Origin of the sequence: Enhydrobacter aerosaccus, assembly GCF_900167455.1 — a bacterium.
In the GTDB taxonomy this organism is placed as follows: domain Bacteria; phylum Pseudomonadota; class Alphaproteobacteria; order Reyranellales; family Reyranellaceae; genus Reyranella; species Reyranella aerosaccus.
Genome location: NZ_FUWJ01000004.1, coordinates 216,881 through 234,536 on the forward strand (window position 1 = coordinate 216,881; position 17,656 = coordinate 234,536).

Genomic DNA, 17,656 nt, shown 5'->3' on the forward strand with positions numbered 1-17,656 from the left:
GCGTGCAGACGAGTTTCGATGGAAGGCAATTCGATGCGTGACCCCGAGAACCCTGTGGCCGGAACCAGGTTGCCGAGAGACTTCGTCTGGGGAGTATCGACGTCGAGCTATCAGATCGAAGGCGCGGCCCAAGACGATGGCCGCCGCCCCAGCATTTGGGATCTCTACTCGAAAGTACCCGGGCACGTCGCCAACGGTGATACGGGAGACATTGCCTGCGATCATTATCACCGCTACCGCGAGGATATCGGCTTGATGCATCGCATCGGGGTTGGCGCATATCGTTTCTCTGTCGCCTGGCCGCGGGTTTTGCCGGACGGGCGAGGGATTTCCAACGAAGCGGGCCTCGGTTTTTACGATCGGCTGATCGATGGTCTGCTCGCTGTCGGCATCGAGCCCTGGCTCTGTCTCTATCATTGGGATCTGCCGCAGGCGCTTCAGGAGGAGGGGGGCTGGCAGAACCGGGCCATCGTCGATTGGTATGCCGCTTATGCCGCTCTCGTGGCCAAGCGCTACGGTGACCGCGTGCGCCACTTTGTGACGTTCAACGAGCCTTCTGTCTTCAGCTTGTTCGGCTACGGCCTCGCCTGGCATCCTCCCGGCAAGAAGGATCCGGCGGCGCTTCATCAGGCGATCCATCATATCAATCTTGCCCACGGGGCAGGTGTCGATGCCATTCGAGCCGAGGTGCCTCGGGCGCTAATCGGCTGCATCCACAACGTGCAACCGGCACGGCCCCTCGGTTCCTCGCCCGAGGATGCGGCTGCGGCGAGAGTGCTCGATGCCTACTGGAACAGGGTTTTTCCTGAACCGCAGGTGCTCGGCCATTATCCCGAACCATTGGCCAAGCTCATCGAGCCCTACATCCAGGCCGGCGACCTGGATCGCATTCGGCGGCCGATCGATTGGTTCGGCGTCAACCACTATTCGCCGATCTTCGCCCGGGCGGATGTCGACGCCGCGCTCGGATTTGCCTGGGCTGATGCGCCACCCACCGTGCGTCGCTCGCCGATCGGTTGGCAACTCGATCCGGAAGCCTTTCGCGATCTGCTGGTCGAAGTTTCCCGCCGCTATGGCTTGCCGGTCTACGTCACCGAGAATGGCGCCGGAGCGAACGAGGCGCCGGACAAGAGCGGTCAGGTCCTGGATCACGAACGGATTAGTTACCTGAAGGCCTATATTGGCGCCCTGCGTGAGGCCGTCGGCATGGGAGCCAATGTGCATGGCTATTTTGTCTGGTCCTTGCTCGACAACTTCGAATGGGGGGCCGGTTATGCCAATCGCTTCGGCCTGGTCTATGTCGATTATCCAACGCAGCGTCGCATCCCGAAGGAATCGGCGCACTGGTATGCACGACTGATCAACAGCGAGGCGATGCGAGAGGTCTCATGAAGCGGCTTCTGCTCGCGGATATCGGCGGTACCTATGCGCGCTTCACCTTCACGTCCGGTCTGACGATCGGGCCGACTTGGGCGACCGAAGTCGGTGCACGCCGCAACGTCGTCGAAGCGGTGGCGGCCTTCATCAAGGCCGACGGGGGCAGCCAACGGATCGACGGAGCGCTCTTCGCAACGGCAGGTCCTGTGCAGGGCGGGCGTTGCCATCTGACGAACGCTCCCTGGATCATCGATGAGGAAGAGCTTGCCCACGCCTTCAACATCCCGTGGGTGCGTGTCGTCAACGACCTCGAGGCAGTTGCCGCCGGGCTGCCCGATCTGCCCTTGTCGCAGACGCGTCTGATCGGTCCTGCAACAAGCGTGCCCGGTGCCCCGATGGCTATCATCGCGCCGGGAACAGGGCTGGGCATGGCCTGTCTGTTTGCCGGACCGGGTGGACGATGCGTATTGCCGAGCGAGGGAGGCCACGCTGCCTTGGCGCCAATGGACAAGGAGTCCGAGGCAATCATCTCTTTCCTGCGCCGTCGCTACGGCCGGGTTTCGTCTGAACGAGTCCTGTCGGGGTCCGGGCTGAGCAACCTGCATGACGCCATTGTCGCCTTGGAGGGCGGCATGAGCCGTGCCCGTACACCGGTCGAGGTGACCACGGGGGCTTTCAATGGCTCGTGTCCGGCATGCCGGACCGCCGTCGACACGTTCTGCGCCTTTCTGGGCGCCGTTGCCGGCGACATGGCGCTGATGTTCGGCGCGCTCGGCGGCATTTTTATCGGTGGGGGCATCGTCCCGCGGTTCGTCGACCACCTGGCCCGTTCGAGCTTTCGCAGTCAATTCGAGGCGAAGGGCCGGCTCAAGCCATATGTGGCCCGCATTCCGACTCGGGTGATCCTGCATCCCACCCCGGCCTTCATCGGGTTACTGAGCCTTGCAGAAGGGGCAGGTGCAGTGCGCCGCCAGCCCTCGCCGTGACTGAGACCGACCCCGCATCGCGCTATCGGACCGGCCGGGCAGCGATGCGGCGTTTCTGGCAGACGGCGCGTGGCTTCTGGCACCGACCGACAGCCTGGGCGCTGATGGCCATGCTTGCGGTCTGCGTCATCCTCCAGCTCATCGTCCAATACCGCCTGAACTTCTGGAATCGGGATTTCTTCAATGCGCTCGAGGCTCGCGACGGCCGCCAGATCTGGCACCAGGCGCGGGTGCTGGCGGCCCTTGCGGCATCAAGCGTTACCTTGGCGATCATTGCCGTATGGGGGCGTATGACCTTCCAGCGCCTGTGGCGCGACTGGCTTACACATCAGCTGATTACTTCGTGGCTTGCCGATCAGCGCTATCAACGGCTCGGCTTCGTGAATGGACAGCGCCAAAATCCGGAATATCGCATCACGGAGGATGCCCGCCTGGCCACGGACGCCCCCATCGATCTGGTCGTCGGCCTGCTTTCGTCTGTCCTCGCCGCCAGCGTCTTCATCGTGGTGTTGTGGAACGTCGGTGGTGCCCTGGAGATTCGGATCTGGGGAGGGACCATCGCCGTTCCCGGCTATCTCGTGATCGCGTCCGTCGTCTATGCGAGCACGACAACGCTCGGCATGATGGTCATCGGCCGCAACATGGTCGAGGTGATCGAGAACAAGAACCAGGCAGAAGCGGACTTCAAGTATGTCGTGGCGCGCGTCAACACGCGAGCGACGCTCGCCCCGCAGCCGGAAGATGCCTCGATCCTGGCGACCGCCCAGACCGAAGTTATCCATCAATGGAAGCGGCTATGTGGTCAGCACATGCGGACGACGCTTGTCTCACACGGTAACACGCTGCTGGCTCCCGTGGTCGGTCTTCTGTTCTGCGCGCCCAACTACGTGGCCGGCACCGTCAGTCTGGGCGAAGTCACGCAGGCGGCAGCGGCGTTTGTCTCGGTCCAAGGGGCCTTCAACTGGCTGGTCGACAATTATCCGCGTTTGGCCGAATGGCTGTCCTCGGCCTATCGCGTCGGCATCCTGCTGAAGGCGTTCGACGAACTCGATGGTCAGGTCTCCGCTTCGATGCAGCCGGAAACGGTGGAAATCCGGCCGGATCCCCAACCTACGTAGAACCCCTTAGGTCATTACCTGAATGGTGGCGGGTTGGAGGCCGTCGTAGGGAAGAGGCGTCATCATTGGAAAGGGACAGACCGATGCCAGCCTACGCCGCTTCGACCCGTACCGCCGCTCCCCAGGCCCGCATACCCGCCGGTTATCTGGCGATGCAGGGCAGTGCCGCGTTGGGCCGGTCCGCGCTGGCGGACGATCGGGGCGGGACGCGCCGGACCTTCGCCAAGGGCGAGGAGCTGTTCGCGGAAGGCGAGGCGGCGGACTTCTTCTACCAGGTTGTTTCCGGGACGGTCCGGGTGTGCAAGCTGCTGAGCGACGGGCGCCGGCAGATCGACGCGTTCCAGCTGGCGGGCGACATCTTCGGGCTGGAGAACGGGGCGGAGCACCGCTTCACGGCCGAGGCGGTGGAGGAGACGGTGGTGCTGGCGTTCCGGCGCGGCCGGTTTGCGAACCTGCTGCACGACAACCCGGCGTTCGGGGACCAGCTGATGACGTCGATGATCACCAGCCTGGAGCGGGCGCAGGACCACATGGTGCTGCTGGGCCGCAAGACGGCGCAGGAAAAGATCGCGACCTTCCTGATGGACATGGCGGGCCGCCTGGCCAAGGGCGACCGGCTGGACCTGCCGATGCAGCGCACCGACATCGCCGACCATCTCGGCCTGACGATCGAGACGGTGTCGCGCACCCTGACGCAGATGGTCCGGGACGGGCTGATCAAGCTCGGCGCCGCCGGACGCACCATCACCCTCACCGACAAGCTCGCCCTCCAGCAGCTCAACGGGTAAGGACGAAACGTACAAGACGAATAAGGGGGGATCATGCGGGCCAAGGATGTGATGACCATCGGCGTCGTGTCGGTGTTGGCGGATGCTTCGGTATTCGATGCGGCTGAAATTCTTACCAGCGAGCATGTCAGTGCCCTGCCCGTCATAGACGACAAGGGACGAGTCATCGGAATCGTCTCCGAGGCCGACCTCATCCGCCGTGCCGAGATCGAGACTGCCCCGCACAAGTCCTGGCTGCATCGCTGGCTCGACGACGATGTCACGAAGGCTGCCGACTATGTTCGTTCCCATTCCCGGCGCGTCCGCGACGTCATGACCAAGAACGTCGTGACTGTCGAAGAAGGGGCGACCCTTGGCGAAATCGCCGAGCTGATGGCCAAGCATGGCATCAAGCGCGTGCCGGTGGTCCAGGACGGCGTGATGGTCGGAATCGTCAGCCGCGCCAATTTGCTTCAAGCCCTTATGTCTCGTGAACCTGACGGCGGCGGTTCACGTCCATCGGATGCGCAGCTTCGGCGCGATGTTGCGGACGCGGTGAGCAAGCACGGATGGTCCTCGGCCTGGCCGACCAATATCGTCGTCAGCAACGGCGTGGTTCATCTATGGGGCTTCGTGCAGAGTGACGCAGTTCGCAACGCCTATCGTGTCGCCGCGGAGAACGTTCCAGGCGTGAAGTCCGTCAAGAATCACATGCGGACCGTGCCGCCCTCTGTGAATATGGGCGTCTAACCAGAGACCGGACGCCCAACGAGGGCGGCGGCATGCCGGAGTCCTCGCATGAAGGCAATGGTTCTCCACGAGATCGGCAAGCCCCTGACGCTGGAAGAGCGGCCTGATCCCCGACCGGGAGCAGGCGAGATCAGGGTCCGTGTCGAAGCCTGCGCCGTCTGTCGCACCGATCTTCACGTCGTCGATGGCGAACTGCCCAATCCCCAAGTGCCTATCGTGCCTGGCCACGAGATCGTTGGGCGCGTCGATGCCCTCGGCGAAGGTGTCACGACTATGAGACTTGGAGACCGCGTCGGCATTCCCTGGCTTGGCCACACCTGCGGATGCTGTCCCTATTGTGAAGAGGGGCGAGAAAACCTCTGCGATCGGCCGATCTTCACCGGCTATACGCGGGATGGAGGCTTCGCCACTCACGTCGTTGCTGACGCGGCCTATGCCTTTACCCTTGATGGCTTCAAGGACCCGGTGGCGACTGCTCCCCTGATGTGCGCGGGCCTGATCGGCTGGCGATCGCTGCGTCTCGCCGGCGAGGGGCAGCGGATCGGCCTGTATGGTTTCGGCGCGGCGGCTCACATCATCGCGCAGGTTTGTCGCTGGCAGGGCCGGGAAGTCTATGCCTTTACGAGATCAGGGGACCGGGCGGCACAAGATCTTGCGCTCAGTCTGGGAGCCGTGTGGGCCGGCGGATCGGATCAACTGCCACCCGTTGCGCTCGATTGCGCCATTATCTTCGCTCCCGTCGGCAGCCTTGTGCCAGCGGCGCTGTCGGCCGTGCGCAAGGGTGGCCGCGTCGTCTGTGGTGGCATCCACATGAGCGATATCCCACCCATGCCTTATCGGCTGTTGTGGGAGGAGCGCCAGCTCGTGTCGGTCGCCAATCTTACCCGGCATGATGCGGTCGAATTCCTGCGTCTTGCCCCGCAAGCTGGCGTACGCACGACCACGACCATATATCCGCTGGCGCGCGCCAATGAGGCTTTGGCTGATCTGAAGGCAGGCCGCCTACAGGGGGCCGCAGTCCTGGTCCCTTGAGTGCCCCTGTCAATGCATCAGCAGAACAGGTCGCTTCGACTGATCCAGAAAGCGCTGCGTGCAGCCTCCGAACACCATCGCCCGCATCCGTCCATGGCCATAGCCGCCCATCACGAGCAGATCCGCGCCAATCTCGTCGGCGAGAATATCGAGCCTTTCGGAAACTGGCGAAGGGGATTGGGCCAGCCATCTCACATCGGCGGAAATTCCGTCCCATTCGAGTCGCTGCGCCAGATGGTAGAGAGCCTCCGGGGATCCGTCTGATCCTTCCTGCACGGAGGCGATGACGACGTGCTTGCTCACCGCCAGCAGCGGCAGCGCCGCGGTCAAGGCTCGGGCCGATGTCGCCGTTTCCTTCCAGCAGATCAGGACCGTACCCAGCAGATGTCGACGCCGCTCGGCCGGAACGATCAGGAGCGGTCGGCCGCTTTCGACAAGCAGGCGCTCCGCCAGATCGGGCGGCAGACCGTTGCTACGAGTATGCCGGCCGAGGACGATCAGGTCGTTGTGCCGGGCGCAGCGCATGATCTTTGCTGTGGCGTTTCCCTGCTCTTCACTCCAGGTGGCCGAGAGGGTGCCTTGTCTGAGGTCCGAAGGGCTGACCGCGATTTCGATGGACTCGCGCTCGCACAACTCCTCGAAATGATGCAGCGCCGCGGTGGCACGCGTTATGCTCCTTTTCTCCAGATCGTCGAGAACGGTCTGCAGACCCGCGCCTGTGGCGAACTCGACGTGCGGGATATGGACGACGCCTTCGCCCGGTCCGATCCTGACATGCAGGAACTCGAGATTGGCGGCGAGCGGTCTCGCGGCCGCGATGGCGGTGTCGAAGACCGGCTTGTCGGTGGAGTGTCCGCCTGCCAGTACAAGGATCGTACGCATTGCAGCCCCTGATATCGACGCCAGCATCGGGCCGCGTCGCTCACGCGTCCTTGATGTGCGTCAAGCTCGCGTCAATCGCCGCTGAGATTGGGGTCGACGGGCGTCCAGCGCCACTCCCTGACCTCGGGCATGTCCTCGCCATGTTGACGGATATAGGCTTCGTGCTCCGTCAGGCGATCGCGAATCGCCTGCTTGGCATAGGCGGCGACATAGCCGAGTTTCGGCACCCTATCGATGACGTCGGCTGCAAGGTGGTAGCGGTCGAGACGGTTGCGGACGACCATGTCGAACGGTGTCGTGGTCGTGCCTTCCTCGCGATAGCCATGGACATGGAAGTTGTCATGGTTGGTTCGCCGGTAGGTCAGCCGGTGGATCAGCGACGGATAGCTGTGATGCGCGAAGATCACGGGCTTGTTCGTCGTGAAGAGGGCATCGAAGTCCCGGTCTGGAAGGCCGTGGGGATGATCCGTCTGCGGCTGCAAGGTCATCAGATCGACGACATTCACGACGCGGATCTTCAGATCCGGCAGATGCCGACGCAGAAGGTCGACCGCGGCCAATGTCTCAAGGGTAGGAACATCGCCGGCGCAGGCCATGACGACGTCCGGTTCGATGCCTCGATCGTTGCTGGCCCATTCCCAGATCCCAATGCCGCTGGAACAGTGCTTGATGGCCTGATCCATCGACAGCCATTGCGGCGCGGGCTGCTTGCCGGCAACGACGACGTTGACGCGGTTCCAGCTGCGCAGGCAGTGGTCCATCACGAAGAGGAGGGAATTTGCGTCGGGCGGCAGATAGACCCGGACGATCTCCGCCTTCTTGTTGCAGACATAGTCGATGAAGCCGGGATCCTGATGGCTGAAGCCATTATGGTCCTGCCGCCAGACATGTGATGTCAGCAGATAGTTCAGGGATGGTATCGGGCGCCGCCAGGGAATCTCGCGAATCGTCTTCAGCCACTTGGCATGCTGGTTGAACATCGAGTCGACGATGTGGATGAAGGCCTCGTAGCAGGTGAAGACACCATGCCGGCCGGTCAGAAGGTATCCCTCGAGCCAGCCCTGGCAGGTATGTTCGGAGAGGATTTCCATCGCCCTGCCCTCGGGCGCGAGATGATCGTCATAGGACAGCCGCTCGGCATCCCAGGCGCGGTCCGTAGCTTCGAAGATGCGAGATAGGCGGTTCGAAGCAATTTCGTCCGGTCCAAACAGGCGGAAATTGCGGCTGGCCGCGCTGCCGCGGAGCACGTCGCGAAGATAAGCCGCCAACACAGTCGTCGATTCGGCATCCTGCTTTCCAGGCCGCTTGATCTCGATGGCGTACGACTTGATATCGGGTAGATCGAGCTCCCGCATTGGCAGGGTACCGTTGGCATGCGGATTGGCGCTCATTCGCAGGTCGCCGGACGGTGCCAAGGCAGCGATCTCCGGTCTCAAGGCGCCTCGGTCGTCGAACAGCTCCTCGGGACGATAGCTCTTCATCCAGTGTTCCAGGAGCTTCACGTGCGCCGGCTTGGCCGCCATCTCGGCGAAAGGAACCTGGTGCGACCGCCAATATCCTTCGGTCCGCAGCCCATCGACCTCCTTCGGCCCTGTCCATCCCTTTGGCGTCTTGAGGATGATCATCGGCCAGCGCGGCCGTCCCTGCATACGTCCGGCCCGGGCCTCGGTCTGGATGTACTGGATCTTGTCCAGGACCGTATCCACGGTCGACGCCATGAGGCGATGCACGATCTTCGGATCGTCTCCCTCGACGATGTGAGGCTCATACCCATAGCCGGTGATCAGGCTGCAAAGCTCGTCGGACCCGATGCGGGCCAGGATCGTCGGATTGGCGATCTTGTATCCGTTCAGATGCAGGATCGGCAGGACGGCGCCATCGGTAACCGGATCGAGGAACTTGTTGGAGTGCCATGAGGTGGCAAGTGGCCCTGTTTCTGCTTCACCGTCGCCGACGACACAGCTGGCGATCAGCTTCGGATTGTCGAAAACCGCGCCATAGGCATGGGACAGGGAGTAGCCCAGCTCACCGCCCTCATGCATCGACCCCGGCGTTTCCGGCGCCGCGTGGCTGGGAATTCCACCGGGGAAACTGAATTGCTTGAAGAGCCGCTGCATGCCGGCCTCGGTCTGCGGCACATGCGGGTAGATTTCGGAGTAGGTACCTTCCAGCCAGGCATTGGCGACGACACCAGGGCCGCCGTGGCCGGGGCCGGCGATATAGATCATGTCGAGGCTGCGCGCCTTTATGGCGCGGTTGAGATGGACGTAGACGAAGTTCAGACCCGGCGTGGTGCCCCAATGGCCGAGCAGCCGCGGCTTGATGTGCTTGAGTTCGAGCGGTTCCTTCAGGAGCGGATTGTCGAGCAGGTAGATCTGCCCGACGGAGAGATAGTTCGCAGCCCGCCACCACGCATCGACCAACTCCAGTTCGCGAGATGACAATGACGTTTCGATCGGCATCGTGGCGTTCGGCATCGACATCTCCTTCTGTGCCGGAAGCGCCACCCTATCCGTTGAGCAGGTGGCGCGTGTGGCGGGCGATCATGAGGTTCTCGTCGGTTGGAATGACCCAGGCCGAGACCTTCGACCCGGGTTTGGAGATCCGCGGACCGTTGCGGGCGTTGGCGGTCTCGTCCAGCTCAATGCCCAGCCAGCGTGCATCGTTGCAGACGCGCGCGCGAATCTCCGCGGCATTCTCGCCGATACCGGCCGTGAAGATCAGAGCATCGAGTCCTTGCAGCGCCGCTGCCAACGAGCCCAGTTCGCGTCCGATGCGATATACGAACAGATCGACGGCTTCCTTGGCACCGCTGGCCGTGCTGGCGAGCAGAGCCCGCATGTCGGAGGAAATGCCGGAAACGCCAAGCAGCCCCGATTGCTGATACAGCAAGCGCTCGATCGCCTTCGCGTCCATGCCTTCGTGCTGAAGGAGATAGAGAACGACACCGGGATCGAGGACACCCGTCCGGGTACCCATCGGCAGGCCATCCACGGCCGTGAAGCCCATGGTGCTGGCGACGCTCATTCCCTTGTCGATGGCGCACATGCTGGCGCCGTTCCCCAGATGGGCCACCACAAGCTTGCCGTTCGCGCAGTCGGGGATAACGTCGGCCACCGCCGACTGAATGTATTCATAGGAGATGCCGTGAAAGCCGTAGCGGCGAATACCCTTCTCCGTGAGGCTGCGCGGCAGCGCGTAGTCGCGTGCCACGTTGGCCTGGCCGGCATGGAAGGCGGTATCGAAGCAGGCCACCTGCCGGATCGTCGGCGCTCTCTCCCGAACCGCGCGTATGGCGGCGAGATTGTGCGGCTGATGCAGCGGCGCCAGGGGGATGAACGTCTCCAACTCGCGGATCACCGCGTCATCAATGAGGACCGGCTTGCTGTAGGTCATGCCGCCATGGACCACGCGATGACCGACGCCGTCGAAACTGGCGTCGCGTCCGACATGCGCCCGGAACCACTCACCGATCGCGGCAATGGCCCCTTCATGTCCTCGACCGGAAACGGTGCTGTCGACCAGCCTTTCGCCGTTGGGCCCGCGGATATGCAGCTTCGGCGCAACGCCGATCCCTTCAACTTGGCCATGTACGCCGGCGCCAAGAGAACCATCCTCCTCGGTCTCGAACACCGAGAACTTGAGACTCGATGACCCCGCGTTGAGGATCAGGATCGGATTGCGCATGGATCACCCGGCCAGCTTGCCAACGTCACCCACGGCCAGACGTTGCGCGTGGGCATAAAGCGCCGCCACCGCGCAGCTTGCCATTCGCGTCCGGACATTGTCCGCCCGGCTTGTCAGGATAATGGGCACCCGTGCGCCCAGCACGACGCCGGCGGCATCGGCATTGGCAAGGAACGTGAGTTCCTTGGCTAGCATATTGCCGGCCTCGAGATCGGGCACCAGCAGGATATCGGCATCACCGGCAACCGGCGACTTGATCTGCTTCATTGCTGCTGCCTCACGGCTGATTGCGTTGTCGAGGGCGAGCGGCCCGTCGAGGATTCCGCCTTTGATCTGGCCGCGCTCGGCCATCTTGCACAGGGCTGCCGCATGAATAGTCGATGGTATCTTCGATGTGACTGTCTCGACAGCCGACAGAATCGCCACCTTCGGCTCCTCGATGCGCAGCGCGAGCGCGAGGTCGATGGCATTCTGAACGATATCGACCTTGTCCTCGAGTGTCGGTGCGATGTTCACGGCAGCGTCGGTGATGAACAGCGGCTTCGGATAGGTGGGAACATCCATGACGAAGACATGACTGATACGCCGAGCGGTGCGGATGCCGGTATCGCTGCGGACCACAGCCGCCATCAGTTCGTCGGTATGAAGGCTGCCTTTCATCAGCGCATCGGCCTCGCCGGCGCAGATCAGTTCGACCGCCGTCTTTGCCGAAGCGTGGCTATGCGGCGCGGCGACAAGCTGCAGGCCGTCGATGTCGATCTCGAATTGAGCGGCCAACGCTTTGATCCGATCGACCGGGCCGACCAGGATCGGCTTGATGATCTTCGCCGCTGCAGCTTCTGCCGCACCTCTTAGCGAGGTCTCGTCGCACGGATGGGCGACAACGGTGCGCACGGGTGCGAGAGCGTGGCAGGCATAGATGAGGGCATCGTATTTTTCGTGGGGACGTGGTTCACTCATGGTCTGGCCACATTGAGCATGCGACATGCTTATGCCCTTGACCTGCGTCAAACTCGTTGCAGGAGCGCCCGGTTGCATGACAACCGCGTCGAGTGCTGACGTATATTTGATGCGAGCGAGGCACCGGTGCGTGATGCCAGTTGATCTGCGTCAAGCTCGGTGGGAGCGGCCGGCGCTAGGTTTTGCTGATCAAACACCAGCCCAGCAAAGAGACAGGAGCGGCAGATGAGCGACACGAGCCGTGTCGAAACGGACTCGGCCGCAACGGCCCGGGCCGTGGCGTCGAACGGCACGGCCCAGTTGCCTGTTCCCGTTCCGGAGCCTCCGCCGCACCGGTCGATGCGCAGATGGTTACGCATCCTGGTCATCCTGCTGCTGATGGGGGGAGGCGCCGGCGGGGGTGCCTACTGGTGGTTGCACCGTCCTCCGCCACTGCCTGAGGGAATCGCCTTCGGAAATGGTCGGATAGAGGCCGATCCGATCGATATCGCCACCAAGTTTGCCGGCCGTATCGCCGAGTTACGGGTCGATGAAGGCGATATGGTCAGTGCGGGACAGGTGCTTGCCGTCATGGACACCCGTGACATCCAGCAGTCCCTGCAGAAGGCGCAGGCCCAAGTGTCTCAGGCGGAGAAAGCCGTCAACGAGGCCAAGGCGTTCCTGAAGCAAATGCAGAGCCAGACCGTGCTTGCGACGCAGGAAATGGAGCGGGTAGCCGCCCTCCTGAAGAACGGATGGGCCACGAAGGAGCTGTACGATCAGCGCGTGCAGCAACTCAACACGTCGCGCGCGGCCGAGGTCGCCGCGCAGGCCAGGGTCGACCAGGCTGAACACGCGCTCGAGGCGGGATTGCACGATGTGGGACTGTACAAGGTCAATATCGCCGACAATACGCTGGTCGCTCCCAAGGATGGCCGTATCGAATATCGCGTTGCCAATATCGGGGAGGTGCTGCCTGCGGGCGGCAAAGTCTTCACGATGCTGGATGTGTCCTACGTGTACATGGACATCTACTTGCCGACCCTGACCGCCGGCCGGGTGAAGCTGGGCGACGATGCCCGCATCGTGCTGGATGCCTACCCGGAATATCCAATTCCAGCCAAGGTGACGTTCGTTTCGCCCCAGGCTCAATTCACGCCGAAAATGGTGGAAACACAGACGGAACGTGAAAAGCTCATGTTCAGGGTGAGGGTGCGCATCGACCCCGGCCGTCTCAAGGCCCATGCCAAGGATGTGCGAAGCGGCTTGCCCGGGTTGGCCTATGTCCGCTTCCGGACGGACGCACAATGGCCAGAGAGCCTGCAGGGCCAACCCTGACAATGGATGCCATGGACGGCCCTGTCGCTCGTCTGGTTGGCTTGCGCCATCGGTACGGTGCCGGCGTGGCACTCGCCGGCATCAACCTGGAGATCCCGTCCGGTCGGATGGTGGGGCTGATCGGACCGGACGGCGTCGGCAAGTCGACCTTGCTGGGCCTCGTGGCCGGCGCGAAGCAGATACAGGATGGCGCGGTCGAGGTTCTGGGCGGCGATATGGCCGACGTCCGGCATCGCCAGGCCGTCTGTCCTCGCATCGCCTTCATGCCTCAGGGTTTGGGGAAGAATCTCTACCCGGATCTCAGCGTTCGCGAAAATATCGACTTCTTTGGCCGTCTGTTCGGCCATTCCCGTCGCGAGCGCCAACGACGTTCGGTCGAACTGATGGCGGCGACGGGCCTTGCGGCCTTTGCGGATCGTCCGGCAAAGAAGCTCTCGGGCGGCATGCGGCAGAAACTCAGCCTGTGCTGCTCGCTGATCCACGATCCAGATCTGCTGATCCTCGACGAGCCGACCACCGGCGTCGATCCGCTCTCGCGCCGCCAGTTCTGGGAACTGATCGATCGCATGCGCGCCCGTCGCAAGGGCATGAGCGTTGTCGTTGCCACCGCCTACATGGAGGAGGCGGAGCGGTTCGACTGGCTGGTGGCCATGAATGCCGGCGCCATTCTGGCAACAGGATCGCCCGAGGCTCTGAAGTCGAAGGCGGGAACGGAAACGATCGAGGCCGCCTTCGTCGCGTTGCTGCCCGATGAGATGAAGTCGGGTCACAAGGCCCTGCAGATCCCGCCGCGTACGAAATACGACCACGAATCTGTCATCGTGGCGCACGACCTCACCCGTCGTTTCGGTGATTTCACGGCAGTCGATCATGTGAGCTTCGATATCCAACGGGGCGAAATTTTCGGATTTGTGGGATCGAATGGCTGCGGCAAGACGACCACGATGAAGATGCTGACCGGGTTGCTGCCGGCCAGCGAAGGCAGTGCGACGCTGTTCGGCCGCGCAGTCGATGCCAACGACATGCGCTCGCGCATGCGCGTCGGCTACATGTCTCAGTCTTTCTCGCTCTATTCCGAGCTGACGGTACGGCAGAACCTCGATCTGCATGCTCGCCTGTTCCATTTGCCGGCGGCGGACGCGAAGCAGCGGATCATTGATCTCATCGCTCGTTTCGGCCTGAAGGGGCATGTCGACCAACTGGCCGCCGATCTGCCGCTGGGCATCCGCCAGCGTCTGTCATTGGCGGTCGCTGTCGTTCATCGCCCCGATCTGCTGATCCTGGACGAGCCGACATCGGGGGTCGATCCAATGGCCCGGGATGCGTTCTGGGAACTCCTGATCGACCTGTCGCGCAACCAGGGCGTCACGATCTTTGTCTCCACGCATTTCATGAACGAGGCGGCTCGTTGCGATCGTATCTCGTTGATGGATGCGGGGCGCGTGCTGGCGACGGATACGCCGGATGGCCTTGTCCGCGCCAGAAAGACGGCGACGCTTGAAGATGCATTCATCGACTTCCTCGAAGAGTCGGATGGGCGGGCGCTGGTTGTCGATGAGGCGGTAGGTCTGGATGCGGCCAACTCAGCGGCTCCGCCAGCCGTGAACTCTTCGCTCTTCAGTACCCGGCGCATGCTGGCCTACGCCATCCGCGAGACGCTCGAACTGCTGCGTGACCCGATCCGTCTGGCCTTTGCCCTGGGCGGCACGGCTTTCCTGATGCTGATTTTCGGCTTTGGCATCACCACCGATGTGAATTCGCTGACCATCGCTTTCCTCGATCGCGACAATACCTTCGAGAGCCGGGCTTATCTCAGCGAGCTGCGGGGATCTCGTTATTTCGCCGAGGAGGCGCCGCTTCGCGACCAACGGGATGAACTACAGCGGCTCCGCGGCGGGAAAGTCACGGCGACGATCGAGATTCCGCCCGGCTTTGGACGCGACCTGAGACGAGGGCGGCCTGTCGAAATCGCGGCCTGGATCGACGGGTCCATGCCTTTCCGCGCCGAGACGATCCGCGGCTATCTGGTGAGCATGCACCAGCAGTATCTCGACGACCTCGCCATTCGCGGTCACCTCGGCGACGGGTCGACCGCACTGCCCGCCGATGTCGCCGTCAGGTTCCGCTACAATCAAAATTTCGACAGCATCTATGCGATGGTGCCGTCGCAACTCGCCCTCCAGCTCGCGCTGATTCCGGCGATTCTCATGGCGCTGGCGATCGTGCGCGAGAAGGAACTCGGCTCGATCATCAACCTCTATGTCACGCCGGTGACCCGTCTCGAATTCCTGCTGGGCAAGCAGATCCCGTATGTCGCGCTGGCGATGTTGAACTTCGCCATCATGTTCCTGATGGCGTTGTTCGTCTTCGACGTTCCCCTGAAAGGCAGCTTTCTCATGCTGTTGCTGGGCGCCTTCGTCTACGTCATCGCGACGACGGCCTACGGACGCGTCATATCCGCCTTCACCAGCACGCAGATTGCCGCCTTGTTCGGCACGACCATCATGACCGTCCTGCCGGCGACCATGTTCGCGGGCATGATGGTGCCGGTATCGTCCCTCACCGGACTGGCGGCCGTCATGGGACGCTTTTTCCCGATGACCTATTTCCTGCCGATCAGCGTCGGCACCTTCACCAAGGGACTGGGGTTCGCGGATCTGTCGATGCATCTTCTGTCGCTCGCTGCCTTCGTGCCGGCGCTGACGCTGCTCGGGCTTGTGCTGCTGCGGCCGCAGGAGAAGTAGAGCCGTGCGATCGCTTTCCACCATCTTCTGGCTTTCCGTCAAGGAGCTGCGCAGCTTCTTTCGCGACTGGGTGCTGCTGGGGCTGGTGATCTATTCTTTCTCGCTGGCGATCATTGCCCAGGCGCAGAGCAATGCCCAGGAACTGCACAATGCATCGCTTGGTGTGGTGGACGAAGATCATTCGGAGCTGTCGCGGCGCATCACGCGCGCCTTCCTGCCGCCCTATTTCAAGTCGGCAGAGCCGATTGCCGAGCGTGATGTCGATCATCTGATGAATATCGGTCGCTACACCTTCGTCATCGATATCCCGCCGAATTTCGAGCGCGATGTGCTGGCGGGACGGAGGCCGGCGCTGCAGGTGGCGGTGGATGCGACGGCAATGATGCAGGCCGGTATCGGGGCGGGATACGCCCAGGAGATCATTGCCGACGAAGTGGCCGATTTCGTGTCCCGGCATGGCTTCGCGACCGTGCCCGCCGTCAATCTGGCAGTGCGCATCGCGTTCAATCCCAATGTCACGACGTCCTGGTTCGTCAGTGTCATGGGCATCATCAACAATGTGACGATGCTCGCCATCATTCTGGCCGGGGCGGCGGTCGTCCGCGAACGCGAACACGGCACCATGGATCATCTTCTGGTAATGCCGGTGAGTCCGTTCGAGATTGCCATGGCGAAGGTGCTGGGCAACGCGGCCGTAATCGCGATTGCCGCCGGGCTCTCGCTCACCCTGGTCGTGCGGCACCTGCTGGCGGTGCCGATAGCTGGGTCTATTCCGCTCTTCATGTGCGGCGTCGTGATCTATCTTTTCTTCGCGACTTCGGTCGGCGTGTTTCTGGCCACCATAGCCCGCACGATGCCGCAGCTCGGGCTCCTTTACATGCTGGTGGCGATCCCATTGAACATGCTCTCCGGCAGTAACACGCCGCTGGAAAGCATGCCGGCATTCTTGCGGACGATCGTGCAGGTGTCGCCGACCACCTATTTCGTGTCGTTCGCCCAGGCGATCCTCTATCGTGGCGCGGGCTTCGACGTGGTCTGGACCAACTTTCTGGAGGTTGGGCTGATGGGCGCACTCTTTCTGGCGCTGGGATTGCTGCGTTACCGCAGTGTTGCAACACAGGGAAGCTGACGAAGCCGCTTGATTTGCCTCAACGCCGCCGGGACCCCCGAGCGGTATTTGAACACCGTGGGCGAAGGAGAACCGGATGACATTCAAGACCATCGTGGTCCATTGCGACGCCGACAAATCGATCGCGCAGCGCGTGGCTGTCGCCACCAACCTGGCTGTCAGATTTGGCAGTCACTTGGTCGGCTTGCATGTCCGGGCGCCTTTCCAGCCCCCGGCCTATTTCGATGGCAGCTTCGTGATGGACGAGCTTTTCAAGATCTATGAAGACACCACGGCTTCCGACCAGAAGGCAGCCCTGGAAGCATTCACGGCGGCGACTCAAGGCCGGGGCATCGTTGTTGAAAGTCAGACTCTCGATGGAGCCGTGGACAGGGTTGTGGCCAGACGTGCCCGTTGCGCCGATCTTACCGTGCTCGGCCAGGCCAGTCCCGAGATGCCTGGCTCGACGCCGCCCGATCTGCCGGAAGTCGTCGCTCTTTCTTCCGGGCGGCCCACCCTGGTTGTGCCCTATGTGGAGATCCGCCAACCGATTGGCGAGAACGTCCTGCTGTGCTGGAACAGCAGTCGCGAATCCGCCCGCGCTGCTTCCGATGCGCTTCCTGTCCTCAAGACGGCGAAGAAGGTGACCGTGCTCGCCTTTCGATCCGGCCAGGAAGAGGATGACGAAACGGATGTGAAGGCGGCATGTGAATGGCTGGGCCGTCACGGCGTCAAGGCCGCGCCATCCGACGAGGCCGCTGGTGACGTCGATATCGGCGATCTGGTGCTGTCGCGCGCGGCCGATCTCGATGCCGACCTGATCGTCATGGGCGTGTACGGCCACACTCGTGTGCGCGAAATGGTGCTGGGCGGCGTGAGCCGCACCTTGCTACGAAGCATGACGGTGCCCGTGCTCATGGCGCACTGA

The 17,656-nt window shown here is 62.7% G+C and carries 14 protein-coding genes; 10 read left to right on the forward strand and 4 right to left on the reverse strand.

Annotated features, from left to right (window positions below; genetic code table 11):
• Nucleotides 1-18: 18 nt before the first annotated feature.
• The 6 genes from B5D62_RS18300 (at nucleotide 19) to B5D62_RS18325 (ending at nucleotide 6,030) form a co-directional block, all read left to right on the forward strand.
• Nucleotides 19-1,392 (forward strand): GH1 family beta-glucosidase, encoded by a 1,374-nt coding sequence (locus tag B5D62_RS18300; protein ID WP_085935360.1) that lies wholly within the window; start codon nucleotides 19-21, stop codon nucleotides 1,390-1,392.
• Nucleotides 1,389-2,363 (forward strand): glucokinase, encoded by a 975-nt coding sequence (gene glk / locus B5D62_RS18305; protein WP_085935361.1) that lies wholly within the window; start codon nucleotides 1,389-1,391, stop codon nucleotides 2,361-2,363. The genes B5D62_RS18300 and glk overlap by 4 nt, the downstream gene beginning before the upstream one ends.
• Entirely contained in the window at nucleotides 2,360-3,481 is a 1,122-nt protein-coding gene (locus B5D62_RS18310) for an SbmA/BacA-like family transporter (protein WP_218191124.1), read from the forward strand. The genes glk and B5D62_RS18310 overlap by 4 nt, the downstream gene beginning before the upstream one ends.
• An 83-nt stretch (nucleotides 3,482-3,564) precedes the next feature.
• A complete protein-coding gene (locus B5D62_RS18315) occupies nucleotides 3,565-4,269 on the forward strand; it encodes a cyclic nucleotide-binding domain-containing protein (RefSeq protein ID WP_218191125.1) in 705 nt (234 codons plus the stop codon).
• 33 nt (nucleotides 4,270-4,302) lie between these two features.
• Complete coding sequence (locus B5D62_RS18320) at nucleotides 4,303-4,998, forward strand: CBS domain-containing protein (protein ID WP_085935363.1); 696 nt, start codon at nucleotides 4,303-4,305, stop codon at nucleotides 4,996-4,998.
• A 48-nt stretch (nucleotides 4,999-5,046) separates the two neighbouring features.
• The gene (locus B5D62_RS18325; RefSeq protein ID WP_085935364.1) at nucleotides 5,047-6,030 is read left to right on the forward strand and encodes a zinc-dependent alcohol dehydrogenase family protein; all 984 of its coding nucleotides are present in this window, start codon (nucleotides 5,047-5,049) and stop codon (nucleotides 6,028-6,030) included.
• 9 nt (nucleotides 6,031-6,039) lie between these two features.
• On the opposite strand, the gene B5D62_RS18330 is transcribed toward B5D62_RS18325, so the two are convergent.
• From B5D62_RS18330 to B5D62_RS18345, 4 genes are all read right to left on the reverse strand, one after another.
• Nucleotides 6,040-6,912 (reverse strand): universal stress protein, encoded by an 873-nt coding sequence (locus B5D62_RS18330; RefSeq protein ID WP_170921007.1) that lies wholly within the window; start codon nucleotides 6,910-6,912, stop codon nucleotides 6,040-6,042.
• A gap of 71 nt (nucleotides 6,913-6,983) precedes the next feature.
• Nucleotides 6,984-9,374, reverse strand: coding sequence for a phosphoketolase family protein (locus B5D62_RS18335; RefSeq protein ID WP_218191143.1), 2,391 nt, complete (start codon nucleotides 9,372-9,374; stop codon nucleotides 6,984-6,986).
• A gap of 46 nt (nucleotides 9,375-9,420) precedes the next feature.
• A complete protein-coding gene (locus B5D62_RS18340; RefSeq protein WP_085935366.1) occupies nucleotides 9,421-10,599 on the reverse strand; it encodes an acetate/propionate family kinase in 1,179 nt (392 codons plus the stop codon).
• Nucleotides 10,600-10,602: 3 nt separating this feature from the next.
• On the reverse strand, nucleotides 10,603-11,559 hold the full coding sequence (locus tag B5D62_RS18345) for a phosphate acetyltransferase (RefSeq protein ID WP_085935455.1): 957 nt from the start codon (nucleotides 11,557-11,559) through the stop codon (nucleotides 10,603-10,605).
• 225 nt (nucleotides 11,560-11,784) lie between these two features.
• Here B5D62_RS18345 and B5D62_RS18350 point away from each other — a divergent pair, with 225 nt between their 5' ends.
• The 4 genes from B5D62_RS18350 to B5D62_RS18365 all read left to right on the forward strand — a co-directional run bounded on the left by B5D62_RS18350 (nucleotide 11,785) and on the right by B5D62_RS18365 (nucleotide 17,656).
• The gene (locus B5D62_RS18350; RefSeq protein ID WP_085935367.1) at nucleotides 11,785-12,876 is read left to right on the forward strand and encodes an HlyD family secretion protein; all 1,092 of its coding nucleotides are present in this window, start codon (nucleotides 11,785-11,787) and stop codon (nucleotides 12,874-12,876) included.
• 2 nt (nucleotides 12,877-12,878) lie between these two features.
• Nucleotides 12,879-15,620, forward strand: coding sequence for a ribosome-associated ATPase/putative transporter RbbA (gene rbbA / locus B5D62_RS18355; RefSeq protein WP_139373961.1), 2,742 nt, complete (start codon nucleotides 12,879-12,881; stop codon nucleotides 15,618-15,620).
• 4 nt (nucleotides 15,621-15,624) lie between these two features.
• Complete coding sequence (locus B5D62_RS18360) at nucleotides 15,625-16,749, forward strand: ABC transporter permease (RefSeq protein ID WP_085935368.1); 1,125 nt, start codon at nucleotides 15,625-15,627, stop codon at nucleotides 16,747-16,749.
• Nucleotides 16,750-16,882: 133 nt separating this feature from the next.
• Entirely contained in the window at nucleotides 16,883-17,656 is a 774-nt protein-coding gene (locus B5D62_RS18365; RefSeq protein ID WP_170921008.1) for a universal stress protein, read from the forward strand.